The sequence below is a fragment of the Streptomyces aurantiacus genome, assembly GCF_027107535.1.
Taxonomy (GTDB): Bacteria; Actinomycetota; Actinomycetes; order Streptomycetales; family Streptomycetaceae; genus Streptomyces.
Genome location: NZ_CP114283.1, coordinates 1,075,903 through 1,102,028 on the forward strand (window position 1 = coordinate 1,075,903; position 26,126 = coordinate 1,102,028).

At 69.8% G+C, this 26,126-nt stretch carries 27 protein-coding genes; 12 read left to right on the forward strand and 15 right to left on the reverse strand.

All coding sequences use genetic code 11. From position 1 onward, the window contains the following. Positions 1-125 precede the first annotated feature (125 nt). The 3 genes from O1Q96_RS06520 to O1Q96_RS06530 all read left to right on the forward strand — a co-directional run bounded on the left by O1Q96_RS06520 (position 126) and on the right by O1Q96_RS06530 (position 4,329). On the forward strand, positions 126-1,535 hold the full coding sequence (locus O1Q96_RS06520; RefSeq protein ID WP_269247249.1) for a DUF445 domain-containing protein: 1,410 nt from the start codon (positions 126-128) through the stop codon (positions 1,533-1,535). Between the two features lie 96 nt (positions 1,536-1,631). Further along, positions 1,632-3,137: an MFS transporter gene (locus O1Q96_RS06525; protein WP_269247250.1), complete on the forward strand. Its 1,506-nt coding sequence runs from the start codon at positions 1,632-1,634 to the stop codon at positions 3,135-3,137. Positions 3,138-3,378: 241 nt separating this feature from the next. Beyond that, a complete protein-coding gene (locus O1Q96_RS06530) occupies positions 3,379-4,329 on the forward strand; it encodes an alpha/beta hydrolase (protein ID WP_269247251.1) in 951 nt (316 codons plus the stop codon). Between the two features lie 109 nt (positions 4,330-4,438). Here the strand turns inward: O1Q96_RS06530 and O1Q96_RS06535 are convergent, their stop codons facing one another. Beyond that, positions 4,439-5,530, reverse strand: a complete 1,092-nt coding sequence (locus tag O1Q96_RS06535; protein ID WP_269247252.1) for a PucR family transcriptional regulator — start codon at positions 5,528-5,530, stop codon at positions 4,439-4,441. A gap of 221 nt (positions 5,531-5,751) precedes the next feature. Between O1Q96_RS06535 and O1Q96_RS06540 the strand changes: the two genes are divergently transcribed. Continuing rightward, positions 5,752-6,225: a hypothetical protein gene (locus O1Q96_RS06540; RefSeq protein WP_269247253.1), complete on the forward strand. Its 474-nt coding sequence runs from the start codon at positions 5,752-5,754 to the stop codon at positions 6,223-6,225. 22 nt (positions 6,226-6,247) lie between these two features. Here the strand turns inward: O1Q96_RS06540 and O1Q96_RS06545 are convergent, their stop codons facing one another. Then, positions 6,248-6,889 (reverse strand): protease, encoded by a 642-nt coding sequence (locus O1Q96_RS06545; RefSeq protein ID WP_269247254.1) that lies wholly within the window; start codon positions 6,887-6,889, stop codon positions 6,248-6,250. Between the two features lie 184 nt (positions 6,890-7,073). On the opposite strand from O1Q96_RS06545, the gene O1Q96_RS06550 reads away from it, so the two are divergent. Beyond that, complete coding sequence (locus tag O1Q96_RS06550; RefSeq protein WP_269247255.1) at positions 7,074-8,027, forward strand: GlxA family transcriptional regulator; 954 nt, start codon at positions 7,074-7,076, stop codon at positions 8,025-8,027. Between the two features lie 52 nt (positions 8,028-8,079). On the opposite strand, the gene O1Q96_RS06555 is transcribed toward O1Q96_RS06550, so the two are convergent. The 3 genes from O1Q96_RS06555 to O1Q96_RS06565 all read right to left on the reverse strand — a co-directional run bounded on the left by O1Q96_RS06555 (position 8,080) and on the right by O1Q96_RS06565 (position 10,176). Next, positions 8,080-8,382, reverse strand: coding sequence for a hypothetical protein (locus O1Q96_RS06555; RefSeq protein WP_269247256.1), 303 nt, complete (start codon positions 8,380-8,382; stop codon positions 8,080-8,082). 81 nt (positions 8,383-8,463) lie between these two features. Continuing rightward, positions 8,464-9,300: a rhamnogalacturonan acetylesterase gene (locus O1Q96_RS06560; protein ID WP_269247257.1), complete on the reverse strand. Its 837-nt coding sequence runs from the start codon at positions 9,298-9,300 to the stop codon at positions 8,464-8,466. 162 nt (positions 9,301-9,462) lie between these two features. Continuing rightward, positions 9,463-10,176 carry a hypothetical protein gene (locus O1Q96_RS06565; protein WP_269247258.1) on the reverse strand — a complete coding sequence of 238 codons (714 nt, stop codon included), beginning with the start codon at positions 10,174-10,176 and terminating at the stop codon, positions 9,463-9,465. Here O1Q96_RS06565 and O1Q96_RS06570 point away from each other — a divergent pair. The 4 genes from O1Q96_RS06570 (at position 10,175) to O1Q96_RS06585 (ending at position 12,128) form a co-directional block, all read left to right on the forward strand. After that, on the forward strand, positions 10,175-10,321 hold the full coding sequence (locus O1Q96_RS06570; protein ID WP_269247259.1) for a hypothetical protein: 147 nt from the start codon (positions 10,175-10,177) through the stop codon (positions 10,319-10,321). The genes O1Q96_RS06565 and O1Q96_RS06570 overlap by 2 nt on opposite strands. 178 nt (positions 10,322-10,499) lie before the next feature. Further along, positions 10,500-11,021, forward strand: a complete 522-nt coding sequence (locus O1Q96_RS06575; protein ID WP_269247260.1) for a SigE family RNA polymerase sigma factor — start codon at positions 10,500-10,502, stop codon at positions 11,019-11,021. Positions 11,022-11,083: 62 nt separating this feature from the next. Continuing rightward, positions 11,084-11,524: a PASTA domain-containing protein gene (locus O1Q96_RS06580; protein ID WP_269247261.1), complete on the forward strand. Its 441-nt coding sequence runs from the start codon at positions 11,084-11,086 to the stop codon at positions 11,522-11,524. Between the two features lie 322 nt (positions 11,525-11,846). Further along, positions 11,847-12,128, forward strand: coding sequence for a DUF1876 domain-containing protein (locus tag O1Q96_RS06585; protein WP_269247262.1), 282 nt, complete (start codon positions 11,847-11,849; stop codon positions 12,126-12,128). A gap of 82 nt (positions 12,129-12,210) precedes the next feature. Here O1Q96_RS06585 and O1Q96_RS06590 read toward each other — a convergent pair whose 3' ends face one another. The 3 genes from O1Q96_RS06590 to O1Q96_RS06600 all read right to left on the reverse strand — a co-directional run bounded on the left by O1Q96_RS06590 (position 12,211) and on the right by O1Q96_RS06600 (position 13,920). Continuing rightward, the gene (locus O1Q96_RS06590; protein WP_269247263.1) at positions 12,211-12,750 is read right to left on the reverse strand and encodes a hypothetical protein; all 540 of its coding nucleotides are present in this window, start codon (positions 12,748-12,750) and stop codon (positions 12,211-12,213) included. Positions 12,751-12,857: 107 nt separating this feature from the next. After that, the gene (locus O1Q96_RS06595) at positions 12,858-13,073 is read right to left on the reverse strand and encodes a DUF397 domain-containing protein (protein WP_269247264.1); all 216 of its coding nucleotides are present in this window, start codon (positions 13,071-13,073) and stop codon (positions 12,858-12,860) included. Position 13,074: 1 nt separating this feature from the next. Continuing rightward, positions 13,075-13,920, reverse strand: a complete 846-nt coding sequence (locus tag O1Q96_RS06600) for a helix-turn-helix domain-containing protein (protein WP_269253506.1) — start codon at positions 13,918-13,920, stop codon at positions 13,075-13,077. 220 nt (positions 13,921-14,140) lie between these two features. Between O1Q96_RS06600 and O1Q96_RS06605 the strand changes: the two genes are divergently transcribed. Further along, complete coding sequence (locus O1Q96_RS06605; protein WP_269247265.1) at positions 14,141-14,770, forward strand: ATP-binding protein; 630 nt, start codon at positions 14,141-14,143, stop codon at positions 14,768-14,770. Here the strand turns inward: O1Q96_RS06605 and O1Q96_RS06610 are convergent. Next, the gene (locus tag O1Q96_RS06610; protein ID WP_269247266.1) at positions 14,743-15,513 is read right to left on the reverse strand and encodes an HNH endonuclease; all 771 of its coding nucleotides are present in this window, start codon (positions 15,511-15,513) and stop codon (positions 14,743-14,745) included. The two genes, O1Q96_RS06605 and O1Q96_RS06610, sit on opposite strands and share 28 nt — an antisense overlap. 160 nt (positions 15,514-15,673) lie before the next feature. On the opposite strand from O1Q96_RS06610, the gene O1Q96_RS06615 reads away from it, so the two are divergent. After that, positions 15,674-16,726 (forward strand): DNA cytosine methyltransferase, encoded by a 1,053-nt coding sequence (locus O1Q96_RS06615; protein WP_269247267.1) that lies wholly within the window; start codon positions 15,674-15,676, stop codon positions 16,724-16,726. Positions 16,727-16,741: 15 nt separating this feature from the next. Here the strand turns inward: O1Q96_RS06615 and O1Q96_RS06620 are convergent, their stop codons facing one another. From O1Q96_RS06620 to O1Q96_RS06630, 3 genes are all read right to left on the reverse strand, one after another. Then, the gene (locus O1Q96_RS06620; protein ID WP_269247268.1) at positions 16,742-17,212 is read right to left on the reverse strand and encodes a very short patch repair endonuclease; all 471 of its coding nucleotides are present in this window, start codon (positions 17,210-17,212) and stop codon (positions 16,742-16,744) included. Between the two features lie 21 nt (positions 17,213-17,233). Then, complete coding sequence (locus O1Q96_RS06625; protein ID WP_269247269.1) at positions 17,234-18,235, reverse strand: NaeI family type II restriction endonuclease; 1,002 nt, start codon at positions 18,233-18,235, stop codon at positions 17,234-17,236. Between the two features lie 478 nt (positions 18,236-18,713). After that, positions 18,714-19,736, reverse strand: a complete 1,023-nt coding sequence (locus tag O1Q96_RS06630) for an SEC-C domain-containing protein (RefSeq protein ID WP_269247270.1) — start codon at positions 19,734-19,736, stop codon at positions 18,714-18,716. A 205-nt stretch (positions 19,737-19,941) separates the two neighbouring features. Between O1Q96_RS06630 and O1Q96_RS06635 the strand changes: the two genes are divergently transcribed. Then, positions 19,942-20,742 (forward strand): class E sortase, encoded by an 801-nt coding sequence (locus O1Q96_RS06635; RefSeq protein WP_269247271.1) that lies wholly within the window; start codon positions 19,942-19,944, stop codon positions 20,740-20,742. A gap of 13 nt (positions 20,743-20,755) precedes the next feature. Here the strand turns inward: O1Q96_RS06635 and O1Q96_RS06640 are convergent, their stop codons facing one another. From O1Q96_RS06640 to O1Q96_RS06650, 3 genes are read right to left on the reverse strand one after another with little or no spacing between them, the layout of a single operon-like run. Continuing rightward, the gene (locus O1Q96_RS06640) at positions 20,756-22,975 is read right to left on the reverse strand and encodes a bifunctional serine/threonine-protein kinase/ABC transporter substrate-binding protein (RefSeq protein ID WP_419587040.1); all 2,220 of its coding nucleotides are present in this window, start codon (positions 22,973-22,975) and stop codon (positions 20,756-20,758) included. Between the two features lie 35 nt (positions 22,976-23,010). Further along, positions 23,011-25,194 (reverse strand): bifunctional serine/threonine-protein kinase/ABC transporter substrate-binding protein, encoded by a 2,184-nt coding sequence (locus O1Q96_RS06645; RefSeq protein WP_269247273.1) that lies wholly within the window; start codon positions 25,192-25,194, stop codon positions 23,011-23,013. Beyond that, complete coding sequence (locus O1Q96_RS06650) at positions 25,191-26,039, reverse strand: hypothetical protein (protein ID WP_269247274.1); 849 nt, start codon at positions 26,037-26,039, stop codon at positions 25,191-25,193. Before O1Q96_RS06650 ends, O1Q96_RS06645 begins: the two co-directional genes overlap by 4 nt. Between the last annotated feature and the right edge of the window lie 87 nt (positions 26,040-26,126).

A 26,126-nucleotide genomic window follows, 5' to 3' on the forward strand; every position in this document is an offset into this window, starting at 1 on the left:
ATGAGGCATGGCGCGGAAGGAAACCGACAGGCCCCCCCTGAACCCCAGGAACCCCGCTGAACTCCCCCGCCCGAACAGACGCCGGGAACTCCTGTTCCGTTCCAGGAGTCGGTCAGGTTGGGACAATGGGCGTGGGGGACCGGGAACGGATGGAGTGGATGGAACGCACGAAAGAGGATGAAGCAGGGGAAACGGGCCCGGAGGGACAGCATTCCCGGCCCGGTGGTGTGGCGAACCCCACGGCAGCCGGCCGGCCCGCGCCGACCCGCGCCATGAACACGTTCAGCCCCGCCGACGAGGAGAAGTTCCGCGGCGTCCGCCGGATGAAACTCACCGCGACGGGCCTGCTGCTCCTGGTCGCCGTCGTCTACGTACTGGCCAAGTGGGCGGGGAACTCCGGCGCGGGCGCCTGGACGGGATACGTGGCCGCGGCCGCCGAGGCGGGCATGGTGGGCGCGCTCGCCGACTGGTTCGCCGTCACCGCCCTGTTCCGCAGGCCCATGGGCCTGCCCATCCCGCACACCGCGATCATTCCCACCAAGAAGGACCAGCTCGGCGTCTCCCTGGGCGAGTTCGTCGGCGAGAACTTCCTCTCCCGGGACGTCGTGCGCGGGCGGCTGCGCGCCGTCGGCATCGGCAGCCGCCTCGGCACCTGGCTGGCCGACCCGGAGCACGCCGACCGGGTGACCGCTGAGCTGGCCACGGCCCTGCGCGGCGCCCTCGCGGTGCTCCGCGACTCGGACGTGCAGGCCGTCGTCGGAGAGGCCATCAACCGGCGGGCCGACGCCCAGGAGATCGCCCCCGGCATGGGGAAGATGCTGGAGAAGGTCGTCTCGGACGGCGGCCACCGCCGGGTCGTCGACCTGATCTGCGTACGCGCCCACGACTGGCTCGTCCTCCACAACGACCAGGTGATGGACGCGGTGCAGGGCGGCGCCCCCGGCTGGACCCCGCGGTTCGTCGACAAGAGGGTCGGCGAGCGGGTCTACAAGGAGCTGCTGCGCTTCGTCACCGAGATGCGCGACATGCCCGCCCACCCCGCCCGCGGTGCCCTGGACCGCTTCCTCACGGACTTCGCCGCCGACCTCCAGTCCGACACCGACACCCGGGCGCGCGTGGAGAACCTCAAGCGGGAGGTCCTCGGCCGCGGCGAGGTCCAGGACCTGATCGCGTCCGCCTGGTCCTCCGTACGGCAGATGATCGTGTCCGCCGCGGAGGACGAGCGCAGCGAGCTGCGGCTGCGTGTGCGGGCCTCGCTGCTGTCCCTCGGCGCGCGGATGGCCACCGACCCCAAGCTGCAGGCCAAGGTCGACGGTTGGGTCGAGGGAGCCGCGGTGTACGTGGTGACGACCTACCGGGACGAGATCACCTCGCTGATCACGGACACGGTCGCGGGCTGGGACGCCGAGCACACCTCGAAGAAGATCGAGGCGCACATCGGCCGTGACCTGCAGTTCATCCGGATCAACGGCACGGTGGTCGGCTCCCTGGCGGGCCTGGTGATCTACACGCTGTCGCGGGCCCTGGGCGGCTGACCTGGCAGGACGGGGGCGTAGGCCGTTCCGTCCTGGGGACCCGTACGGGGTTCATCCGCCCCCCCGTACGGGGTTCGCTCGGCGAGGAGAGAGCCCATGGCCGTAACCGACGCAGGTACCGGAGCCGTCACCACCGCCATTCCCGCCCGTCTGGACCGGCTTCCCTGGTCACGCTGGCACTGGACCATCGTCATCGGACTCGGCACGGTCTGGATCCTCGACGGCCTGGAAGTCACCGTCGTCGGCAACATCGCCGGCCGGCTCTCCGAGGAGGGCAGCGGGCTGCCCATCTCGGGCGCCCAGGTCACCGGCATCGCGGCCGCGCTCTACGTGGCCGGAGCCTGCTCGGGCGCGCTGTTCTTCGGCCGGCTCACGGACATCTTCGGCCGCAAGAAGCTGTTCATGATCACCCTCGCCGTCTACCTCGCGGCGACCGCCATGACGGCGTTCTCGTTCTCCACCTGGTGGTTCTTCCTCTTCCGCTTCCTCACCGGCTTCGGCATCGGCGGCGAGTACGCGGCCATCAACTCGGCGATCGACGAACTGATCCCCTCCAAGTACCGCGGCCGCGTCGACCTCATCATCAACGGCAGTTTCTGGCTGGGCGCCATCGCGGGCTCGCTCCTGTCGATCGTCGCGCTGAACACCGACCTGTTCGCGATCAACGTCGGCTGGCGCCTCACCTTCCTCCTCGGCGTCGTCCTCGGCCTGGTGATCCTGCTCGTCCGCCGGAACGTCCCCGAGAGCCCGAGGTGGCTGTTCATCCACGGCCGGGGTGAGGAGGCGGAACGCCTGGTCTCCTCGGTCGAGCGGCAGATCGAGGAGGAGACCGGACGCGAACTCCCGCCGCCCGAGCGGGAGATCACCATCCACCAGCGCAAGAGCGTCGGGTTCGTCACCATCGCGCGCACGGTCTTCTCGACGTACCGCAAACGTGCCGTCCTGGGCCTGTCCCTCTTCATCGGACAGGCGTTCCTCTACAACGCGATCACCTTCGGCTTCGGCGCGATCCTCACGAAGTTCTTCGACGTGCCGACCGGCAACACCGGCTACTACTTCGCCGTCATCGCGGTCGGCAACTTCCTCGGCCCGCTGTTCCTCGGCAAGCTCTTCGACACCGTGGGCCGCCGGATCATGATCTCGTCCACGTACCTGCTCTCCGGCATCCTGCTCTTCGGCACGGCCTGGCTCTTCGACCAGGGCTCGCTGAGCGCGAACACGATGACCGCCTGCTGGTGCGTGGTCCTGTTCTTCGCGTCGGCCGGCGCGAGCAGCGCGTACCTGACGGTCTCCGAGATCTTCCCGATGGAGACCCGGGCGATGGCCATCGCCTTCTTCTACGCCATCGGCACCGCGGCCGGAGGCATCAGCGGCCCGCTGATCTTCGCGGAACTGACCAGCACGGGTGTCGTCGGCGACACGGTTCTCGCCTTCCAGATCGGCGCCGGGCTGATGTGCGCGGCGGGCCTCGTGGCGGCAGCACTCGCGGTGAAGGCGGAGGGACGCTCCCTGGAGGACATCGCCAGCCCCCTGTCGACGGCCGAGTCACCCGCCGGGCCGCCCGCCGGGTCACCGCCCAAGGGGCCGGGCGCCACTGCTTAGGGTCCGGCGTGCGGACCCGGGCGGGCGGGGCCCGGGCGTGTGGCACCCGTGAGGCGGCCGCGCCACGGCCGCACGTGTGCGGGGCGCGCCCGGGGTGTGGCCGCCCGCGCGCGGCTGTCGGGTGACGTCCCCGGATTGCCCGACGCCCGTCGGGTGACCTGCGCGGATGCGCCGTGGCACGGTTCTCGCAACGACGCAGCGCCGCGACGACGGGACGGCGCGTCGGATCGGAGGACGACACATGACGACCTACCCGCTCGACCCTGAGCTCGCGGCGCTCGTGCCCATGCTGCCGAGGGCCGACTGCTCGGACCTCGAAGGTGCCCGGGCCGAGGCGGAGGCCGGCGTCGCGGCGGCCCTCGAAGGTGTGGACGCCACCGGCGTGGACGTCTCCGAGGTGGTGGCCCCCGGGCCGGAGGGCGCACCCGACGTCGTCCTGCGCAGCTACCGCCCCCAGGGTGTCGAGGGCCCGCTGCCGGTGGTCTACGACATCCACGGCGGCGGATTCATCCTGGGCGACGTCGACTTCGACCACGGCGTCAACGTGGCGCTCGCACGGGAACTGGGGGCCGCGGTCTTCTCCGTGGAGTACCGGCTCGCCCCCGAGCACCGCTACCCGGCCGGCCTGGAGGACGCGTACGCCGGACTCGTCCACATCGCCAAGAACGCGGCCGAACTCGGCGTCGACGCCACCAGGATCGCCCTGTTCGGCATCAGCGCGGGAGGCGGTCTCGCGGCCGGGCTCGCGCTTCTCACCCGCGACCGGGGCGGCCCCTCGGTCGTCTTCCAGTACCTCGGCATCCCCGAGCTCGACGACCGCCTCGACACGCCCAGCATGCGGGCCTTCACCGACACACCCCTGTGGAACCGGCCCAACGCGGTCATCAGCTGGGACCACTACCTGGGCACCGGCGTCCCCGGCAGCGACGGCGTTCCGATCCACGCGGCTCCCGCCCGGGCCACCCCGGGACAACTCGCCGGACTGCCGCCGGCGTACATCTCCGTGATGGAGTTCGACCCCCTCAGGGACGAGGGCATCGACTACGCCCGCGCGCTGCTCGCGGCCGGTGTGAGCGTGGAACTGCACCTGTTCCCGGGTACGTTCCACGGCTCGGCGATGATCCCGCACGCGGAGGTGTCCCAGCGGGACGCCGCGGAGGCGGTGGCGGTGCTTCGGAGGGCGCTGCGGTAGCGCCTGGCGAACCACGGGGGAGGGGCGCTGGTGGCGCGCCCCTCACGGAGCACCTTCCTGATGGGGGCGCACTCCCGCACGGGCGCTCCCGAGGGCCACGCGCCCCGGCCTAATCCTCCTGCTGTGCCAACCGCAGTGCGTACAAAGCCAGTTGGGCCCGGAAGCGGTCCTGCGGGTTGCTCAGGCGGTAGCCCAGTTCGCTCTCCACGCCCGACATGCGGGCGGCGACCGAGCTGTGGTGCAGATGGAGGTCGGCAGCGGCGTGGCGGAGCGAACCCGTGCGCAGGAAGGCCGTCAGCGCGGCCAGAGCCGCCGGGCCGCCCCTGCCCTCGGCGAGCCCCGCCAGGGCGCGGACGTCGGCCTGGGCCCGCAGCCGGTCGACGGGGATGTCGGCGAGCAGCGCCACCGGCCCGAGCGTGTCGTGGTCGACGACGGCCTCGTCGGGCAGCCCGGCCACGTCGACCGCGAACCGCAGGGCGAGCCGTGCCTGGGCCCAGGAAGCACCGGCGTCCAGGGCGGGAACACGGCCACCGACCCCGATCCGTACCCCCTCGGAGCCCTGCTCACGGACGAACGCCCGCAGTTCCTCGGCAACCGACGCGGCGCCCGGCACGAGCGCGACGGCGAGCGGTCCGACCGCGGCCACCCGCACCCCGGGACGCAGTTCGCGCCGCCCGAGCACGGCGACCGAGGAGGCCCCGGCGACGGCCACCACCCGCAGTGGCCGCTCGGGCGCGAGGCCCAGCAGGCGCAGCGCCCGCGCCCGGTCCTCGACGGCCTCGCGCTCGGACAGCACCCGCTCGACCAGCGCCGGGTCGGCCACCTGATGAGGCGGGCTGTCCTGCTCACGGCCGCCGTGCACGACGCCCGCGGCGATGGCCATCCACTCCAGCACCAGTTCGTCGAAGGGGCCGGGCGCGCCTGTCCGCTCCAGCCACACCCGGCCGCCCGGAGCGAACTCGGCGCTCCCGGAGACCGTGCCGACAGACTCCGCCGGTACGGTCCCGGCCGGCCCGAACCGCACCACTCGGCCGCCCACCTCAAGCCCCGCCGGACACTCGGCAAGACCCGCGGTGGACCGTACGAGCGACGCGGCGTCGAGCCGCCCCGCCCCGAGCAGCGCCTCGAAGTGCGCGATGACCCGCAGTGCCGCCGCCGCGTCCGCGTCGAGGGCCGACAGCCGTAGCAGCAGTCCCTTCATGACCTGGGAGTCTAGGCCGCGGGTCGGCCGTACGGCCCGGTCGTACGGCCCGGTCGTACGGGCAGGCCGTACGGGCAGGTGGTGCGGGGGCCGGCCGTGCGGGTCGGCCGTACCGCCGTCCGGCGGGTCGCACCACTCGGCGTACGACTCGGAGGAGCGGGCCGGAACCTGAGTACGCGTACTCTGTCGGCCCTGTGTGCGACGGGTGAACCCTCGTTCCCATGACCGAGAAGCTGCTGGGCCCGCTGTCGAAGCGCCCCTGGACGGAACGCTGGCTGACCCGCCTGCTGGGTGCCGCCCTGTCCTCGGCGGCGTACCTCCTCTGCCTCCCCTGGGATCTGCGCAACCGCCCCGAGTCACCCGGTTCGATCACCGAGACGACCTCGATGACCGTCGTCGGCGTCACGGCCCTGGCCGTGTGTCTGCTCCTGCTGGCCGCGTACTTCGGCCTCCGTGACGCCCTCGCCTGGCCCCTGCTGGTGGTGGCGGCGCCCCCGATCACGCTCATGTACGTCGCGTTCCACACGCGCCCCGAGCCGCCGGACGCGTCCCTGTGGCCGCTGGCCTGGGCGTTCTCCACGCTCGTCATCGCGGCGGGCGTGCTGGTCACGGGGTCCGTGGCCAGGCGGTTCAAGGAGGACACCGGCGACTCGATGGAAGGGCTGGTGCTCGCCCACCACCACAACCAGCCGTGAGGGCCGGCGCCGAGGTACGGGCTCAGGCTCCCGTGGTGGAGCCGGGCCTGACGATCATGAGGATCGTGACGGTGGCCCAGAGCAGGTTGAAGATGCCGGTGAACATGGCGAGTTGCACGGTCGCTCGGGGATTCGCGCCGACCGCGACAGACGGCGACTGCGGCGGTGACGGCGACATGGACGGCGACGTCGACATGGACGGGGGCTGGGACGAAGACCCGGCCGCCTCCGCCGCGCCGGGCGGTCCCACCGACTCCACTGTCCCCACCGATTCCACCGATTCCACCGACTCCACCGTCCCCGTGGGCGCCGCGGCCCCCGCCGACTCCACCGCTTCGAGGATCTCCTCCTGACGCGGCAGCACCAGTGCCAGCAGGACCGCTGCCGCGATTCCGGTCAGGACCATCGAGACGACCAGCCAGGCGTCGTCGAGCACGCCCATGCTCAGGGCCGTGGCGAAGCCGAGGACGGGAACGGCGATGCCGATGGCCGCGTACACCCGGCAGATCCGGTGCAGCAGACGCACCGTCTCCGTCGCGCGCGGGTCGCCGGGATCCGCGAGGGCGCGGCGGGCGCCGGGCGGGAACATGCTGGCCGCGACGGTGACGGGCCCGATGGCGATGATCGCGACGAGGACGTGGAGGACGAGGAGGAACTTGGTCACGAGAGGACGGTAGGCGGCGTACCGGATCTTGTGGAAGTGGCGGTACTGCCAGCAATCAACGGATTCCCGCCAGCGGTGTGAGCGCGGTACTTGCGGCCTTCCCCATGTCGGGCAGGCGTGGCGCGGGGTCTGACGGGCGGGATGCCCACTTGGCCGGAATCCGGGGTCTGCCTACTCTTTTGCCATGCACACCGTGGCCGTACTGGCGCTCGACCAGGTCATCCCGTTCGACCTCTCCGCCCCGATCGACACCTTCGGCTGGGCCCGGCTGCCGGACGGCCGCGCGCCCTACCGGATCAGGGTCTGCTCGGTGACGGAGGAGGTGAACGCGGGCCCCTTCACCCTGCGGGCCCTGTACGGGCTGGAGGCGCTGGCCGACGCCGACACGATCATCGTCCCGGGCACCGTCGACCCGACGGGCCCGCTGCCGCCGGGGGTGGGCGAGGCCCTGCGTGAGGCGGCCGCGAACGGCACGCGCATCGCCTCGATCTGCGTCGGCGCGTTCATCTTCGCCGCCACCGGGCTGCTGGACGGCCGACGGGCGACCACCCACTGGATCGCGGCCGCGGACCTGGCGGCCATGCACCCGCGGGTGACGGTCGACCCGAATGTCCTCTACGTCGACAACGGCCAGTTCCTCACCTCGGCGGGAGCCGCCGCGGCGATGGACATGTGCCTGCACATGATCCGCAAGGACTACGGCTCGGCCGTCGCCGCCCACGCGGCTCGGATGTCCGTCATGCCGCTCGAACGGGAGGGCGGGCAGGCCCAGTTCATCGTCCACGCCCAGCCTCCGGTCCCGGCCGGTACGACGATGGAACCCCTGCTGACCTGGCTGGAGGAGAACGCCGGCCGCGATCTGACACTGGACGACATCGCCGCCCGGGCGGGCACCAGCGCCCGTACGCTCAACCGCCGTTTCCGTGAGCAGACCGGCACGACGCCTCTGCAGTGGCTGCACCGGGCGCGGGTGCGCAGGGCCCAGCACCTGCTGGAGACCACCTCCCACCCGGTCGAACGGATCGCGGTCCAGGCGGGGTTCGGCTCACCGACGGCGTTCCGGGACCGGTTCAAGCGGGTGGTGGGGACCAGTCCGCAGGCGTATCGCAGGGCGTTCCGGGGAGCGCCGGTGGGCTAGGGAAGATGAGGGGAGGGCGCGGGTGGGGGAGGTGCGCCGACGGGGCGCGGTCTCAGCCCCGCCGGTCGGCCACGGCCCACGACGCCAGTGCCATGGCCCCGGCCGCACCGAACACGGCCGGCCACGCCCCCACCCTCTTGGCGAGAGGATGGGATCCGGCGAAGGCGGCGACGTACGCGGCGGTCAGTGCTCCCGCCGCCGTCCCGCCCGCCTGCTGGTGCCACTGACGGGCGGACGCCACCCCTGCGACGGCCAGCACGACCCCGCCGAGCTGCCGCTTCCTGGTCCAGCGAGCGACCCCGTACCCGCCGATGAGCCCACTCGCGGCCACCGCCGCGGCCGGTACCTTCGCCATCACTGCCTCCTGGTGCTGCGTCGGGTGCGTCCGACCGTCAGCCGAGGCTAACGCGCCGGTACGCGCGCCCGAGCACCACCCTCACCGGGCCGCCGGTCTCACCTCGCCCGAGATGGGCAGTCCCAGTCCCGCCACGGCCCGTGAGACGAGGCGGGCCATTTCGACGGCGCCCCGCTCCTGGAAGTGGGTGTTGTCCTGGACCCCGTTGGGGAAGTTCGGGTACTGCCCGGGGTTCAGCCACAGGAAGATCCGCTTGGAGCCCTCGACGCCGACCCCGTCGAGGTAGACCCGGCTGGCCGCCGCGAGGTCGACCAGTGGGGCACCTTCCTCCCGGGCGACCGCCTTCGCGGCGTCCACGTACGCGGGGAAGGAGACGTTGAACTTCCCGGTGGACGCGTTGTACGAGCGCCGCGACACGGGCGTCACGACGACCGGGGTCGCGCCCCGCGCACGTGTCGCCCGGATGTAGTTGTTGCGCAGGTACTCCTTGTAGTCGGCGGGCGACGTGTACCGCTCGGGGTTGTTCACGGTGGCGTCGTTGTGTCCGAACTGCACGAACAGGTAGTCGCCGGACCTGATCACCTGATGGATCGCGGCAAGCCGCCCCTGCTCGATGAAGGAACGCGAACTGCGCCCGCCGATGGCGTGGTTGGCGACGGTGACGTTCGACGTGAAGTACGAGGACAGCTTCTGTCCCCAGCCGGCCTCGGGGTAGTAGCGGGAGTTGTATGTCTGGGCGGTGGAGTCACTGGCGATGTAGACGGTGCCGGTTGCCGCCGTGGCGGCGCTCGCGGTACCGGGCAGACCCAGAACGCCGAGGGCCCCGGCACCGGCCGCACCTACCAGGAACCGTCTGCGGCTGCTGTCACCGGGACCGCCGTCACCTGCGCGGGCGTGGGGGGTGGCATTGCGACTCATATGACCTTCCCTGCACAGAGGTTGAGGAACTGTCGCAGGGAGGTGGCAGCCGGTAGGCGGAAGGTTGCCGGGAGTTGCCGAGGCGCGCCGGGAGCTGCCTGGGCGCGCGGGAACTCCCGGGGTGCGCCCGGGCTTGCCGAGGGTTACCGGGCCACGTCGCCTTCACTGTCGGGCGTCCGCGAGCCAAGTCCGCCACACGCGTCGGCTGTTGGGCATCTCTGGCCGGTCCAGAAGCCACAGCACGTACCCGGCGTGCAACTGGGCCCAGGGATTCTCCGAGCGCCGGGCCCCTTCCAGCCGCACCCGCAGCGGGTCCCCGTCGACGACCCGGGCGATGCGCACGTACTCGCGGTCCTTGCAGCGATACGCCCGCCGCACGACGATCTCCAGCAGGTCGAGCAGCTTGGCCCGGGCCACCGGATGCCGCCCGACCGTGTCCGTGGCCAGATGCCGCAGGAGCCCCTCCTTCGTCCCCCACGCCTTGGCGTGCCGGGTCCACTCCTCCGGATACCGGGCCTCCCACTCCAGGAAGAGCAAGGCGTAGGGCAGCCCGGGCCACGCGGCAAGGTCCTTGTCCCACGTGTTCCACACGCCATCGGGCAACGAACGGCTCTGGGCCCGCAGATAGTCGTCGTGGGCCGACCGCAGCTGCGGATCCTGGAACGGGTACCTCATGCCCTGCCCCTGCACCGACCGCAACATCTCGTTGAACCGGTGCCGGGTCTCGTCGGTTCTTCTCCGTGCGGACGCCAAGTGGTCCAGCGCGACGGCCCGTTCGGCCGGGTCGTCCGCGATCAGTCCGTACGCCCACCCGAGCCGCTCGTCCCACGCCCGGGCGTCGTCCATGTCCGCCCCGTGCCCTGTTCCATGCCCCATGGGACAGATCATCCCCGAGCGTGCCGCGCCACGCCCCTCCGGGCACCGTTTCCTCACCGTGTCGCGGGCGAGCCGGGACCGTACGGTGCTCGGCGAGATGCGCAGGTCGGCCGCGATCTCGGCGTCGGAGACGGCGGGGCCGTAACCCCGGACTGCTCATCGAAGAGTTCGCGCTTCTGCAGGCAGTGGTGGAGCCGGCCGCTCATGCGGTTGAAGAGGGGGCGCCGGACGGCTTCGACGCCTGTGACCCAGGTCTCAGCGCCGCCGTGCAGCAGATGAGGCGGTGTTCACGTCGAGGAGAGGTGACAGGAAGGGAGGAGCGTATGGAGACGGACTTCCAGGCTTTCGTCGCCGCGAGGTCGACCGCGCTGTTCCGGGGCGCCTACATCCTGACGGGCAACCGTGAGGCGGCGGAGGACCTGGTCCAGGAGACCCTGGAACGGGCCTGCCGCAAATGGCGCACCATCGCAGGCAAGGACGCTCCGGACCTCTATGTGCGGCGGATCATGGTGAACCTGGCCAACGACCGCTGGCGCAGGTTCCGCCGCCTGGTCACGACCTCCGATCCGGAAAGCGGTGACAAGGCCGCCCCGGGAGACGAGTTCGGACAGGTGGACAACCGGGACCAGTTGGTGCGCGCCCTGCAGCAACTGCCCATGCGGATGCGCACGGTCGTGGTGCTGCGGTATTTCCACGACCTCTCCGACACCGAGATCGCAGCCGACCTGGACATATCGCCCAGCACGGTGCGCTCCCAGCTCGCTCGCGGGATCGAGAAGCTGAGAGACCAGATCCCCGTACTCTCCGCCCCTTCACCACGGCAGCCCACGGAAGGAATCCGATGACCTCGTACGGCGACCCGCGGCCTTCCGGCTGCACACCTTTCGAAGAGGAACTGACGAACGCCATGAACCGATTCGCGAACTCCGCCGAGGCCCCCGACTTCGACGCGCCCCAGATCCTGCGCCGCACCCGGCGCAGGCGGACCACCGGCATCGCGGCCGTCGCCGCCGCCCTCATCGTGGCGGGCGGGGGCACGGCCCTGGCCACCTCGGTCGCCGGCGGCGGCAGCGGCTCGACCCCGGCGGCCACCAGCACAGCCACCAGCAGCGATGCCACCACCATGCTGTACCTCCACCCCCAGGGCCAGACCATCCCGATCGACTTCGCGGGCTGGAGCCTGCACGGAGCCAAGGCGTACATGGAGAAGACGCAGACGAAGCTCGGCACCGTCACCGAGAAGGCCGTCAAGGGCTGCAAGCCGGGCTCGGTGCTCGGCGTGTCCCCGCACGCCCCGAAGACCGTCAAGGAGGGCGACACGGTCAGCTTCACCGTGTGCGCCGGCTGACCAGGCCCTGAGCCGGTACGGGCCCGCCCCTGCGTCAATCAGGGGCGGGCCCGTACCAGCATCACACGGCCAGGCAGCAACGTCACGCCCGGTTGGCGCCCGGCTCCGCGAGCGCGTTGCGGCGGCCCTGGGTGAGTCCGCCGGGTCTTCGATCTTGAGCGGTGTGCCTACTCAGGGCCTCTGACTCAGGGCCTCTGACGTGTCGATTCGCTCAGCGAGGCAGGCCGTGCGATCGAGGCCGAGCAGGAGCACCCTGGAAGGGGCGGGAAACGTCTGCAGACGCCTGAAATCACCGGGGAGACCCGGTCCGGAGGTGATCGTGATGACGACGACGATGAAGACCGCTGTCGGCTGGCACGTGGAACTGGAATTCCAGGAGGACGACCACCGCACCCGCGCGGCCGCCCTCGTACGCCTCCCCGACGGAAGCGAGGTCCGGGCCCACGGCTACGCGAACCGCCACCCCTCCGACTCGAACCAGCCGAGGGTCGGCGAGGAGGTGGCCGGCGCGAGGGCCCTCAACGAACTGGCGATGACCTTGCTGACGAAGGCCCATGACGAGATCGACGAGGCGTCGGGGAGGACTTCGCATCGGTTGACGTGAGGGGCCCGACCAGGCTTTTGCGGACGCCGCCGATCGACGCTGTCGCATACGCCCGCCAGTCACTGCTGGGCGCCTGCGCGCGTCACTGCTCCGCGTCGGTGCGAGCCTGCGGCACCACATCACGCCGCGCGGGTTCCCCGGTTATCCCCAGACTGTGCCGAGCATGCGCGTGGAAGTTGTTGAGGGCGACAAGCCATTCGCCGGCGCGCTCGTGCCACATCTCGTGGTTGATCTCCTCCACGCCCCGGGCTGGCCGTTCCATCTGCCACAGCCGGTCATTGAGATCGTGGGCAGCCTGTACGGTCGCGGCGTCGCCCAGGAGCATCACCTGCTCAAAGGCGTGCGACCGGTCTCCCTCGGCCGCCCTCATCTCGGCCAGCAGAACTTCACGAGCCGCTGGATCAGTGTCGTCCCACTGCGGGGTGAACACCTGCTGGGTGCACCTGTAGACCCGCTTCACGGCCGCCACGTAGGCGACGTAGGAGTCGAGACGGTGCGCGTCCCATCGGACGCGGAGGTCACGTTGGAACCGATCCCGCTCTGTCAGCCGGGTAGTGAGGTAGGACCCCGCGGCACCCGCCAGAACCGCGCCCACCGTGACCAGTTGCTCGGCAAACCCCACGTCGTCCCCTGGATCCCTGTCGGCCCGTCATTCGGTCCCGCAGAACCGGCGTGGTCAACTTCTGTCCCTTTTACCAGCTCCGTGCCGCGAGGCATCGAACGGCCGGTTTATCGCGCCACCAGTGCGTGGCCCTCCAGCGCCCGTATGAAGGCCCGCCAGGCAGAAGCGCGGACGGTTACAACTGGGCTGTCGGCACACTTGGAGTCACGCACGTACAGGTGGTCGCCAATGTCGGTGCACTCGACGCACTCGGTCTCGTTCCCGCCGCTGTACGACGACTTGAACCATGCGGTGTCCGGTTTACGACCGCTCTCACTGGCCATCTCACAACTCCTCACGAGCACGCTTGATCATCGCCGACGAGGCTTCGATGTCCAAGGCTTGTGCGCGCAAGTATTCGAACGCAAGCCGATAGCGCTCCAGTTCTTCCTCTTTCTCCATGAAGAGAGAGCCAACATGGAGGTCGACGTACACGACGTCGAGGGCGCGCTCAGTACCGCCGAGGACGACGAAGCTGCCCAGTGCCGCCGCATGGGCTCCGCGCGCAAAGGGCAAGACTTGCAATGTCACGTTGGACGATTCCGCAGCTCCGAGCAGCCGTTCCAGCTGATCGAGCATGATGTCGCGCGAGCCGACGACACGGCGGATCACCGATTCGTCAAGGACGGCCCACAGGTGGGGCGCGTTGGACCGGGTGAGGATGTCCTGCCGCTTCATGCGGATGTCGACCAGCCGATCGATTTCCTCCGGGGAACGCCTCATCTCGTTGGCCTGTTGCAGGGCGGTTGCGTAACTCCGCGTCTGGAGCAGCCCCGGCACGTAGACGCAGGAGAAGTGATCCTCGCGAACGGCCTCGTCCTCAAGCGTGAGCAGCAGGTTCAAGCTCTCGGGGATGGAGTCGGCGAAGGACTTCCACCAGCCCTGCTGTTTCGCATCCTTAGCCAGAGCCACAACGGCCCGGCGTTCAGCCTCACTTACCCCGTACGCGCGGCACAGCGCATCGATGACGAGCCACTTCACCGGCCCGGCCTGCGTCTCGTACCGGCTGACGGTTGCCTTGGAGACGCCGACAAGCCGACCGGCCTCTTCCAGTGTCATGCCCTTGCTCGCCCTCAGCTTGCGCATGGTGGCGCCGAGCTGGCGGCGGCGGGTTGTAGCCCTCGCGGACATGGTGTCTTCCTCCCCGATATGGTGCCGCACCGCATCCCTGGTGAGCGTCAATCAGGCTAGGTCGAGTGCGAGTTGACCGACACCTGGATTCACTCGACCGAGTCTCGTGAGAAGTTACACAGTGCGACTTCTCAATGGCATACTCGGCAACGGAACGTCACGCAGTGCAGCCGTACGGATACGGCAGGCGCAGCGCTGTGCGGCGCGGAGGAGTGTGGTCATGTCTGGATTCGGCAACCTCAAACCGCAGCTTCGGAGCGTTATGCCCTTCGAAGCTGCCCCGGCGGAGCTACGGCTGCTGCGGAAGAAGACTCGCTGCACGCTTGAGCATTGGGGCGCGTTGGCTGTGGCGGATGAAACGGAACTGGCCGTAACTGAGCTTGCGACGAACGTGATCAAGCACGTGGGGGAAGGCGCTGCTGCAACACTCGTTCTCGAACCGAGACGGGACAGGCTCCGGGTGGAACTTCACGACAAGAGTCACGCGGTGCCCAGGCCTGCCTCCGCTAGCTGCGACGCCGAATGTGGCCGGGGGCTCCATCTGCTGGCGGCCATGAGCCTGGAGTGGGGCACGCTCGTTACAGCCACTGGCAAAGCCGTGTGGTGTGAGATCTCGCTGCAGTCCGCTCAGCACTGCGTGCGAGTCCAGCGGGCTGCGGCGCTGCTGGATGAGTACCGGCGCGTCACTGGGACCAGTTCAGCAATCGTGCCGACGCAAGCTGTGCTGAAAGACTCGGCCACTGATGCCATTGCGGACCTGCTGCACTGGTTCGCGGCGCAGGGCGGTGACCCGGATGAGGCGCTCGACCGGGCGCAGATCCGCTACGAAGCGGAGGCCGGGGCGGCGTGAGGAGCATGCGGCACGGATGTGTCGATCATGGCCCGCAGCGCGTCGGGCGTACGCCAGGATTCTCCGGAACGGCTCCTATGGCACATGCGGTGGCAGTTGGCGCACAAGCACGCGAGATCTTCGAGCCTGGTCTCCCGGGTCCCGGATATGTGGAGGGGTGTGACGTGATGCACCTCGATGTAGCCTTCGCCGAGCGGTCCGTAGGCGCGGGAGAAGTCGAAATCGCAGACCTCGCACCGAAGGGGCTGACCGCTCTTCTGGACCTTCTGGATCTTCAGTCGACGGATCTTCGGATCCCGTTCCCTGAAGAGTGCCCAGCGGGCGAGGAGCCTGCCCTCAATGGCGGTGGAGCCTGTGTCGTCGGCTTCGTCTGGCTGCGGCGGGACGAGTTGGAGCTGACCGGAACTGATGCCTTCTTCGAGGGCTTGGGCTGTCTGCAGCATCTCGGCTTCGCGTTTGGTGAACGCGTTGATCATCCGAAGGGTCGGTTCCCCGCACCTGGTGGGCTTGCCCGCGTAGTCGGGGTGGTTCGAAGCAAAGTCGGTGGTCTTGCGGCTGACGCTGTCAGGGGAGCGGAATCCAGCAATCGCGAGGACTTCCGGAGCGTGCAGGGGGAGCGAGCGCAGCAGTTCGGACAGCTCCTGGACCTCTCGGTTGCCGGTCCGCAGCTCACGCCAGCCGTTCTTCACGACGAGTGCTCCAGCCAGCACGAGTTCGTCCTCGGTCCACGCAGGGCTCTTCATAGGCAATATCGTATGAGTGTTCGGCGTGGCGGAGGGTGCGTTCAGTGAACCGAGGGGCGTGTTGCACACTTGGTCGGTCTCGTTGTCAGTGGGGTCTGTCACCCTCAGTGATGGTGGATTGCGCGATGCGTCTGCCGCTGCACGACTGTAAGGAGGGGGCATGACCCGCACGAACGAACTCAAGTACACCTCGGTGGAGATCTGCGCCGGGGCCGGAGGCCAGGCTTCAGGTCTGCACAACGCGGGTTTCAGGCATGCCGCTCTGATCGAGATCGACAGGGATGCCTGCCAGACCCTCAGAGACAACACTGAGGGAAACGCCGAGTGGGCGGGCTGCAAGGTCATCGAGGCGGACCTCAGGGAGTTTGATCCTGCCGCACTCGGACTAGAGCCTGGAGAGCTCGATCTTCTGGCTGGTGGAGTGCCGTGTCCTCCCTTCTCTGCGGCCGGCAAGCAGCTGGGGCGGGATGATGAGCGTGACCTCTTCCCGAACATGCTGGAGCTCGTCGACCACCTTGAGCCCAAGGCCGTAATGATCGAGAACGTTCGTGGTCTTCTCGATCCGAAGTTTGTCGAGTACCGGCAGGAGATCATCAAGCGCCTGGAGTCGATGGGCTACGAGGAGTGCTACTGGGACGTCTTGGAGGCCAAGAAGTACGGGGTTCCACAGCTGCGCCCCCGGGCCATCCTGGTGGCCATGAAGCCGGAGTACGCCAAGTACTTCCAGCACTCAAAGCCGGCGGAAAGCAAACCGGTAAGTGTGGGAGAGGCCCTGCATGACTCGATGCGGGCGCGGTACGACGCCGTCGCAGACGATCCCCGGGCCGAGAGTGCATTCAAAAAGTGGTACGAGAAAGCTTTGGAAGGTGTGGCGCCCACGGTCGTAGGTGGTTCCAAGAAGCATGGTGGCGCCGATCTCGGTCCGACGCGTGCCAAGCGTGCTTGGGCCGATCTCGGAGTGTGCGGGTTGGGAGTAGCAAATGAACCGAAGGAGATGAAGGATGCGGACCGTGATCTCTTTGCCTCCGCTGGTCCCAAGCTCACCGTGACGCAGGCAGCTCTCATCCAGGGTTTCGACGAGGGCTGGAAATTCTCCGGCCGTAAGACGGCTGCATACCGGCAGGTCGGCAATGCCTTCCCGCCGCCGGTCGCGCAGGCTGTCGGGGAGCAGATCTACGCAGCGTTCGAGGCCGCACAGGCGCAGCAGGACTGAAGGAGGCGGCACGCCTCACTGCTTCTTGCCCCGGAGGCGGCTGACTGTGGCGGCAATCCTGACAGCACAGTCATCGGCTGGATCGTGCTCCCAGAAGCGGAGTACGGTCCAGCCCGCTGCTTTTAGCTGCTCATCCGTGTCCCGGTCGCGAGTCATGTTCCGGGCGACCTTGTCGCTCCAGTAGCCGGGGTTCGTTTTCGGGGACACATAGTGTTCGGGGCAGCCGTGCCAGTAACAACCGTCAATGAACACGGCCACCTTGACCGGACGGAAGACGATGTCAGCGGTCCGGCGCAGTCCCGGCAGCGGCTTGGCAGCTACTCGATAGCGCAGGCCCTGCGCATGCAGCAAGCTGCGCACCAGACGTTCGGGCTTGGTGTCGCGACTGCGGATGGCTTGCATGTTGCGACGCCGGGCTGCGGAAGAGGCCCACGAACCTTGTGGTGGCTCCCAGACTTCGTTGGCACCGTCGCTCTGTGTCTGCACGCCTGTCTCCCGACGGATCGTTCAGTCCGAAGTGTTTGCCTTCTTATTCGTTTCTGGCAGCAGAGGAGCCCGCTCCGGTAGATCAGTTGGGCCAGCCTCGACCCAATGACGTCCCTCTAGCAGCACGCTTGGCAGTCCCTCGTGGTGAGGCTTGGCCTCGACCACTCGTACGCTGACGTTCTCACCCTCCAACGGCACGGGCAGCCCCAGTTGCTCGGCGACCGCCTGATGGTTGGGATAGTCGCCGCAGATGAGGATCCCCTCATTACGTAGCTTGTCGCGTGCTCCTCCGTTGTACCGCACGCGCTTCATGTAGTCCTTCTGCTGCGCGAGAGTGCGGACGACCGTGCGGCTCACCCGCCGCTTTTGTGCCCGGCGAAACAGTTCGTTGACCCTCGCCTGGCCGGGACTGCGCTTCGATCCGGAGCCTGCAGCCAGGATTGCCGCCTGGGTCTCCTTGTCGATGTGCAGAAGCAGATTCTGCTCAAGAGGGGATTTGTGCCAGAGCCAGCAGACGAGCGAGTGATGCTGCTTTGTCAGTTGGAACTTGCCGTCACGGTTGCCCTTCTTGGTGACAGTCCCACTGGTGGTGAGTTTGGCGCGATTGGCGCGCAGTAGTCCGGCACTCCACAGTCCTTGGTGGTCATCTGCCCAGATGACCAGGCAGATCTCGTCCAGCGCTTCCGGCGGGATCATCCATCCGTAGAGCTTCTGAGAGAACTTGCAGTCGACCTCAATGCCCTCGATCAGGTAGTCCATGTCCGTGCCGCTGTCGAACTTGAACTCTCGGAGCAGGTTGATCTCGACCAGCGTTCCAGCGTGTGTCTTCTCCGTCTTGTGGAGGTCGTTCCAGTCGAACCGGCCTGTGTGCTCGCCGTCGAGAAGCTGGTCGATAGTGTCGCGCAGTATGCGTGCAAAGCGCTCACCCTCTGGATCGAGGCTCAGCAGATACTGCCGGACGAGCATCAGTTCTGGGTCGTCGTAAACACCAGGTGCCGGACCTGGGTGTTCGAAGAGCGTCACAGACGGACTCCTGAGTCGGGAGATCAACACGCGCTACACCATCAGTATCACTGATCACAGAATATGCCCTGTGCACCAGTCCGTTGGCCAACTAGCTTGTGAGTCAGGTGACTTGAGGACCGTACGTACCGCAAAGGCGCTCCGGCCGTGCGCCGGTCTATCGGGCACGGCACATCGGGAAGTCAACATGTCTGAGCGGGACGCGGCAGACTCTGGGGCAACTGGGTGTGGGTGCGGGTCTTCGGGAACGCAATTGCGATCGGCCCCTGATAGGGCCGCTGCAGTTCGACACGATCGAGCTTGAGGCAGCGATCACATTTGGGCAGGTGCACGTGCCGTCGGCAGTGCACCTTGACCGCGCTGCAGCTCGCCTAACAGGAACGTATGCGTCCGATACTCGTGCGCGCACTAGACCGGAGACTCTGCTGTACCTGGCAGAGCCCGGTCTAGAGAACGAGGGACACGAACAGAGGGCTCCTCACCGAGTCGCACCCGCCCCATGGCACTCCCCATAAACCCGCCCCGACCCACACCAACAAGCCCCCGTCCTCTCCGGCGGCCAAGCCACAGCCCTGCCCCTTGCCGCCAGCGTCGTCGCGTACTGCGGCAGGAGCGACGCGTCGCCGGGGGAGGAGCCCTCGGACGCCGCGAACGCCTCGTACGACGGGACCGTGCCCGTCACGATTCCCAAGTTCGGCGTGCCGGAAGCGGCCAGCTCCCTCAGGGAGCCCTCTATCGTCGCCAGGTGCTCCTCGTGGGACGGGTACTCCTCGGACAGGGACGGGTACGCGGCCAGGAGTTCCGCCAGTTCGGCCGTCGGCCAGTGCAGGACCGCCACCGGGAACGGGCGGGACAGGGTCGCGCGGTGCGTGCCCAGTTCGGCCCGCAGGCGGGAGATCTCCGCCTCCAGCTCCGCCGGGTTGTCGGAGCCGAGCGACCACACGCGCTTCGGGTCGTGGAGCTCGTCCAGGGACACGGGGGAGGAGTGGAGCGTGTCGGCGAGGGTGTCCCAGTGGTCGTGGGCCAGGCCCAGCATGCGGCGCACGCGATGGCGGCCGAAGAGGACCGGGTGGGTCGCGTACGGGGGCTCCGGGACGTCGGTGAGGAGATGGGTCGCCGCCTCCGTGAACGTCTTCTGCGCGGCTTCCAGCTCGTCGTGGGACTCCAGGGACTCGGCCACGATCACCCAGGGGGCCGGGTCGCGGGGCGCCGCCGCGCGCACGCCCTCGATGATCGCCTTCGCCTCGGCCTCGTGACCGTACTCCCAGAGGTTGGAGGCCTTCAGAGCCCGGACCAGGAACGGCTTCTCCAGCGGTGTCGTACTGGAGAGGAGGCGGTCGTAGAGGGAGGTGGCTCGCGGGCGGTCGTCGGCCAGTTCGAGGTGGGCCGCGGCCTGCAGAAGCAGGTGTTCGGCGTCCTCGGGGTAGAGGCCGGCGGTCCGCTCCAGGCGTGCTGCTTCGGCGTTGTGGTCGACGTACTCGGCAGACGTGTCGGGGCGCATGGGTGACACGGTACTGCCGACCGCCGACATGGGGAGAGGTATGTGCAGGCCAGGGGTGAGATCGGCGGAGGAGCCGTAGCGGCACGGAGGGCGGACGTTCACGGGGGACGGGCAGGGCGTTCGTGGGGATGGTGAGTTGGTGCCCCAGCCCTTATCGTGCGGGCCCGGCTCCGGCCGGGGCTGTCGCGGTGAGGGAGGCGTACGCATGCGGGTTCCCGTCGTCCATCAGCAGGGCCGGCGGCGGCGTGCGCGCTGCTCCCGCCTTCTCTGGAACGGTGCCGAGATCCTCGTGACCCTCGGTGTCGTCCTCCTCCTGCTCGTCGCCCACCAGCTGTGGTGGACCAACCGGCAGGCCCGGGAGGGCGCCGAGAGGAAGGTCCAGGCCCTGGAGAGGGAGTGGGGTGAGGGACGCGGTGGGGGCGGGGGAGAGGACGGTGAAGGGGGTTCGGGTGGCGACCGACCGGTCACCGGTGGGGCGGGCGCCTCCGGGGGCGGGTCGGGTGCGGCCTCGGGTACCCGTCGGGCGCCGGCCGCCGCCGGCGCCCGGCCCAGCTGGACCCAGGCCTACGCCGTCCTCACCATCCCCCGCCTCGACCTCCGTGTCCCCGTCGCGGAAGGCGTCAGCAAGCCGGACGTGCTCAACAAGGGATACGCCGGCCACTACCCGGACACCGCCCAGCCCGGCCGGGCCGGGAACTTCGCCCTCGCGGGACACCGGAACACCCACGGCGAGCCCTTCCGGTACGTCAACCGGCTCCGGCGGGGAGACCGGATCGAGGTCGAGACCAGGGACGCCACCTACACGTACGTCGTCGACAGGACGCTGCCGCAGACCTCGCCCAGGGACGGCGGAGTGATCCGGGAGATCCCTCGCAGCACGGTCCGGCCCGCCTACGGCTACACCGACCCCGGCTACTACCTCACGCTCACCACCTGCACCCCGGAGTACACGTCCAAGTACCGCCTGGTGGTCTGGGGGAAGCTCACCTCCATGCGGCCCCGCTAGTCGTACTGGCCCGTCAGGACTTCTTGATCCGGTCGTATCGGCCCAGGAAGCGCGGGGTGCCGTCCTCCACCCGGTGGAGGAAGAGGCTGTTGGTCCAGCGGAACTGCTTGGTCGTCTGATCGAACTCGATGGTCTTGGCGAGTCCCTTGTGGGTGGTCTGGCGGAGCCGGCGCACCATGGCGCCCCGCTCGGGCTCGACGCTGCCCAGCTCGCGCAGACCCTGGGCGATGTAGAGCAGCGCGTCGTACCCCTCCAGCGCGAAGCGCTCGACGGTGCGTACTCCGAAACGCTTCTCGTACGCCTTCACGAAGCGTGCCGCGGCCGGCAGCTCCGCCGGGTCGACGTAGGACGTGACGATGACCCAGCCCTCGGCCGCCGGGCCCGCCTCCGTGAGGAACGCGGCCTCCAGGACCGGTTCCGGCGCCATGCGCGCGCCCCGGAACCCGGCCTCCTCCAGCGCGCGGGCGCAGCGGGCGGCCCGGTGTGGCGAGGAGCCGGCGTATGCCACGGCCTCCGCCTTCCCGGCGAGCACGGCGGCGACGACCGTGTCGAAGTCCTCGCTGTCCGCGGGGACGGTGTGGATCGTGGTCGTGCCGTCGGAAGGCGGGAACGTGGTCAGGTCCTTGGCGATCTGCCAGCTGGTGCGGCTCGCCGCCCTGTCGTCCATGACGGCGGTCCTGCGGCTCTTCGCGGTGTGGGTGAGGTAGTGGATGAAGGGCGTCGACAGGGCGTTCTCGTCGGGCCTGAGCTGGAAGTACGCGCGAGTGGTGGACTCGGAGGACGGATCGACACCGGAGGAGACGGTCACGATGGGCAGCAGGGCCTTCTGGTAGCGGGCGACGGCGGCCTCGGTCGTGGCTCCGCCGGTCGGGCCGATGACGGCGTACACGCCGGGGTCCGCGACGAACCTGTCGGCCACCTTCCCGGCCCGCTTCGCCTCCCCGCCGTCGTCGAGGACCTTCAGGGCCAGGTCGAAGGTGCGGCCTTCGCGGGAGCGGGAGTTGAAGTCCGCCACTGCGAGCCGGGCGCCCCGCTCCTGTGCCCGGCCGATGGCCTTGTCCGTGCCCGAGAGGTCCGCGTGCAGTCCGATGACGTACCGGGGCAGTGGTGCGGAGGACGTCGCACCCTCGTCGCCGGCCGTGGGTCTGGAGGCGGCCCAGGCCGCGAGGCCGCCGCCGGTCAGGACCACCGCTGCCGCCGAGCCCAGCGTCAGCACGCGGCGCCGGGAAGGGGTGGGGGCCTTTGTCGGCTGCACCAGCGTGAGCGGCCCGGGGTCGGGCAGTGCCAGGACGGCGGCCGAGCGTTCCGCGATCAGCAGGGGCAACGAGGGCGGCAGCCAGTCGCCCTGCCGCGCGCCCGCACGCCCGCCGGCCCGTTCGCCCGCCTGCTCACTCGCCGGCTCACTCGCCCGTTCGCCCGCCTGTTCGTCCTCACCGGCCACGGCGTCCCGTACCTCCCCCGCGGTGGGCCTGGCTGCCGGATCCTTGGCGAGGCAGTCGGTCAGCAGCGGGACCAGGGACCAGGGCACGGCGTCCAGGTCCGGTTCCTCGTGGACGGTACGGAAGATGACGGCGGCCGCGGTGCCGGTGCCGAACGGGCGGCGGCCCGTCGCCGCGTACGCCAGGACGCAGCCCAGCGAGAAGACGTCGCTCGGCGGGCCGACGTCACCGCCCTGCGCCCGTGCCTGCTCGGGCGAGAGATAGCCGGGCGAACCGATCACCACGTCGCTCGCGGTCAGCGCGGTGGCACCGGTGGAACGCGCGATCCCGAAGTCGATCAGCCGGGGGCCGTCCAGGGCGAGCAGGATGTTGCCCGGCTTGACGTCCCGGTGCACCAGGCCGGCGGCGTGCACCTCGGTGAGCGCCTCGGCCAGCCGGGCACCCAGAGCGCGGACCGTACGCTCCGGCAGCGGCCCGTGCAGCGTGACGGCCTCGGCCAGCGACGGGCCCGGTACGAAGGCGGTCGCCAGCCAGGGCTCGCGGGCCGCCGGCTCCGCCGCGGTCACCGGTGTCACCCACTGGCCGGTGAGCCCCCTCGCCGCCTCGGCCTCGCGCTGGAAGCGGGCCCGGAAGTCGTGGTCGGCCGCGTACTCGGCGCGGATCACCTTCAGCGCGACCAGCGCCCCGCCCGTCGAACGGGCCAGGTAGACCACGCCCATGCCGCCCGCGCCGAGCCGGCCGAGCAGCCGGTAACCGCCGACGAAGGGCGGGTCGCCCGGCTTGAGGGCGCGCACTCCCGCGTGCCCCTCGGACGGCGGCCCGCTCACGGCTACACCTCGGAGGGGGCGTCACCGAGGAAACGGAACCGGCCGCCCTCGACCTGGTGCAGGAAGATGCCCCAGCCGGCGTACGTGCCGTCCTCCGGCTTGAAGGAGAACTCCTTGGTGATGCCCTTGTAGCGGCTCTTGCGCAGCAGGCCCACCAGATTCTTGCGCTGTGGCGGCCGTCGGCCCTTCGTGGCCTTCAGCACCTCCTGGAGGACGAGGTTGACCGTGTCGTACGCCTCGGCGGCGTAGTAGCCGGGCGCGGCGCTGTAGCGCTTGCGGAAAGCGGCGGTGAAGGCCGACGCGGCCGGTACGGCGGAGGGGTCGATGAAGGAGGAGGTCATCAGCCATCCCTCGGCCGCGTCCCCGGCCAGCTCCAGGAACGCCGGGTCGATCACGGCTTCCGAGGCGAGCCGCGGGCGGTCGAAGCCGGCCGCCGCCAGTTCGCGGGCCACCAGGGCCGCGCCCCGCGCGTAACCGGTGTAGATGAAGGAGCCGATCCCGGCCCGCAGCATGTCCGCGACGACGGGCCCCATGTCCTCCGTGCCCGCCGGGATCACCCGGGGGTAGGGCGGCCGGCCCAGCTGGCGCAGCATGGTGGAGTTGATCCCGGCGGACTCCTGGGCGTACATCTGCGCGGTGCGGTCCTGGAGGAGGCCGGGGCGCAGGGTTCCCTTCTGCTTCATGAGATAGACGCTCATGGGGAGGGAGAGGGCCGAGTCGCTGGGGCGGCAGTGCACGAAGGACCGGTACTCCTGCGTGGTCAGGAGCAGTCCTCCGGCCGAGACCGACAGCAGCGGCAGCAGGGCCTCGTCGTACGCGTCGAGGACCGCGTAGGCCGTCTCGTCGTTGGTCGGGCCGAGCACGGCGAGTACGTCGGCGTCCTGGATCAGCCTCTTCGCCGCGGTCGGCGCCCGGCCCGCGCTGCCCCCGTCGTCCACGGTCTTCAGGGTGAGAGCGAAGGGCTTGTTCCTCCGGGCGTTGAACTGCTCGACCGCCAGCCGCGCGCCCCGCTCCTGCGCCTCGCCCGCGGCCCGCTTGGGCCCGCTCAGATCCGCCTGTACTCCGATGGCCCAACGGCGGGCCTCCGGCGTCGAGCCACCCTTGTCGTCGTCGCGCAGGGCGGCCCAGGCCGCGGTTCCGCCTGCCGCCAGGAGCACCGCCGCGCCGGAAGCCAGCAGCAGCCGACGCCGGCCGGGCGACGCCGGCTCCGCGTCCTTGGGAGAGTCGACGGCGGTCGGCTCGATGTCGGGCAGCGCAAGCATCGCGGACGAACGGTCGGCGATGACCCGTACGACGTCCTCGGGCAGCCAGTTGATCTGCCCGTCCTCGGGGACCGCGTCCTCGACCAGCAGCACCGTGCCGAACTGCTCGGCCGTCGGACGGTCCGCCGGGTCCTTCGCCAGGCACAGGCGCAGCAGCGTCAGCAGCTCGACGCCGACCGGGTCCTCCTCAGCCTCCTCAGCCCCCTCGGCCTCGATGCCGGAGAGGTCGGGTTCGTCGTGGACCGTGCGGTAGAGCAGGGCGTCGGCCGTACCGGTGCCGAACGGCGGACGGCCGCTCGCCGCGTACGCCAGCAGACAGCCCAGCGAGAAGATGTCGCTCGCCGGGCCCACGGCCGCGCCCCGCGCCTCGGCCTGCTCGGGGGAGAGGAATCCGGGTGTGCCGACGACCAGGTCGGTGGAGGTGATCGCGGTCTCGTCGGTCGCGCGGGCGATCCCGAAGTCGATGAGGCGCGGACCGTCCACGGCGAGCAGGACGTTGGCGGGCTTGACGTCGCGGTGGACAAGACCGGCGCTGTGCACCTCGCGCAGCGCGGCGGCGAGCATCCGGGCCAGGACGCGCACGCTGCGGGTGGGCAGCGGGCCGTGGCGCGCGACCGCCTCCTCCAGCGACGGACCGGGCACGAAGGCGGTGGCCAGCCAGGGCTCGTCCGCGTCCGGGTCCGCGCCGGTGACCGGCACGGCCCAGGGGCTGGTCACCCGGCGGGCCGTCTCGACCTCACGGCGGAAGCGGGCGCGGAAGTCCGGCTCGTCCGCGTACTCGGCCCGGATGACCTTGACGGCGGCCAGGGTCCCGGCCTCCGTACGGCCGAGATAGACCACGCCCATGCCGCCCGCGCCGAGGCGGGCCAGCAGCCGGTGTCCGCCGATCGAGGCGGGGTCGGTGGGGAGCAGGCGCTCGCTCATTCCGGCGCCTCCAGCTCGGTCTCGGCGCGGGTCAGCATCTGGACGATTCCCTGCCGCATGGCGGAGCTGACCTCGTCCTCGGACCGTCCTTCGGAACCCCTGCCGACGACGGCCACGGTGACCTGGGCCAGACGGCTCTGGATCCAGTAGTAGAAGAGGGGCCCGCCGAGTTCGTCGCTGTAGTACTCGCCGCGTTCCGTGAGCGAGTCCTCGGCGCTGTAGTTGCCTCCCAGGCCGTAGCCCGAACCCAGGGACGCCACGTCGCTGATCCGCTCGCCCTGGCGGAGCTGCTGGTCGGGGCAGCGCATCGCTTCCTCAAGGGTTTCGGCCATCTCCCAGTCGGCGTCCTTCACGGTCCGGTGGACGGTGACGACGGCGGAGACGCGGATCGGGCCCTTGCCGTCCTGCGCGGGCAGTTCGCTGTAGCGGGTGAGGGTGGCGAGTACCGACGCGGGGAGCGGCTCGCGCTGCCAGACGCAGTCCGCGTCGAGCACGGGCTGGAAGCCGGGGTCGCTCTCGTGGGGGGTGCGCCTGACGTAGCCGGGGCCCCAGTTGGCGGGCTTCGCCGCGATGGCGCGGGCAAGGCGTTCGGCCTGCGCGGTGGTCTTCGGCGCACGGCCGGCATCGGGGGTGAAGTCCAGGCCTGTGACGCTGGGGCTGGGAGAAGGACTCGGGGACGGGCTGGAGCGTGTGTCACCACTCGCGCCGGCAGGCCGGGAGCCGGTGGGTGCGGAGCCGGGCGGCTCGGAAGCGGCGGTCCCGTCGCCCCCGTCCCCCGAGCAGCCCGCCAGCAGCAGGCCGGTGGCCAAGGCGGCGACACACAGCCGTAAGTGTCTTCGGCGCATCGTCAACGCCCCCTGTTCGCAAGCGCGTTACCCGCAGGGAGGGTATCCACTATGCCGCCCGGGTACTACGGCCTTGCCGGGGTCCGT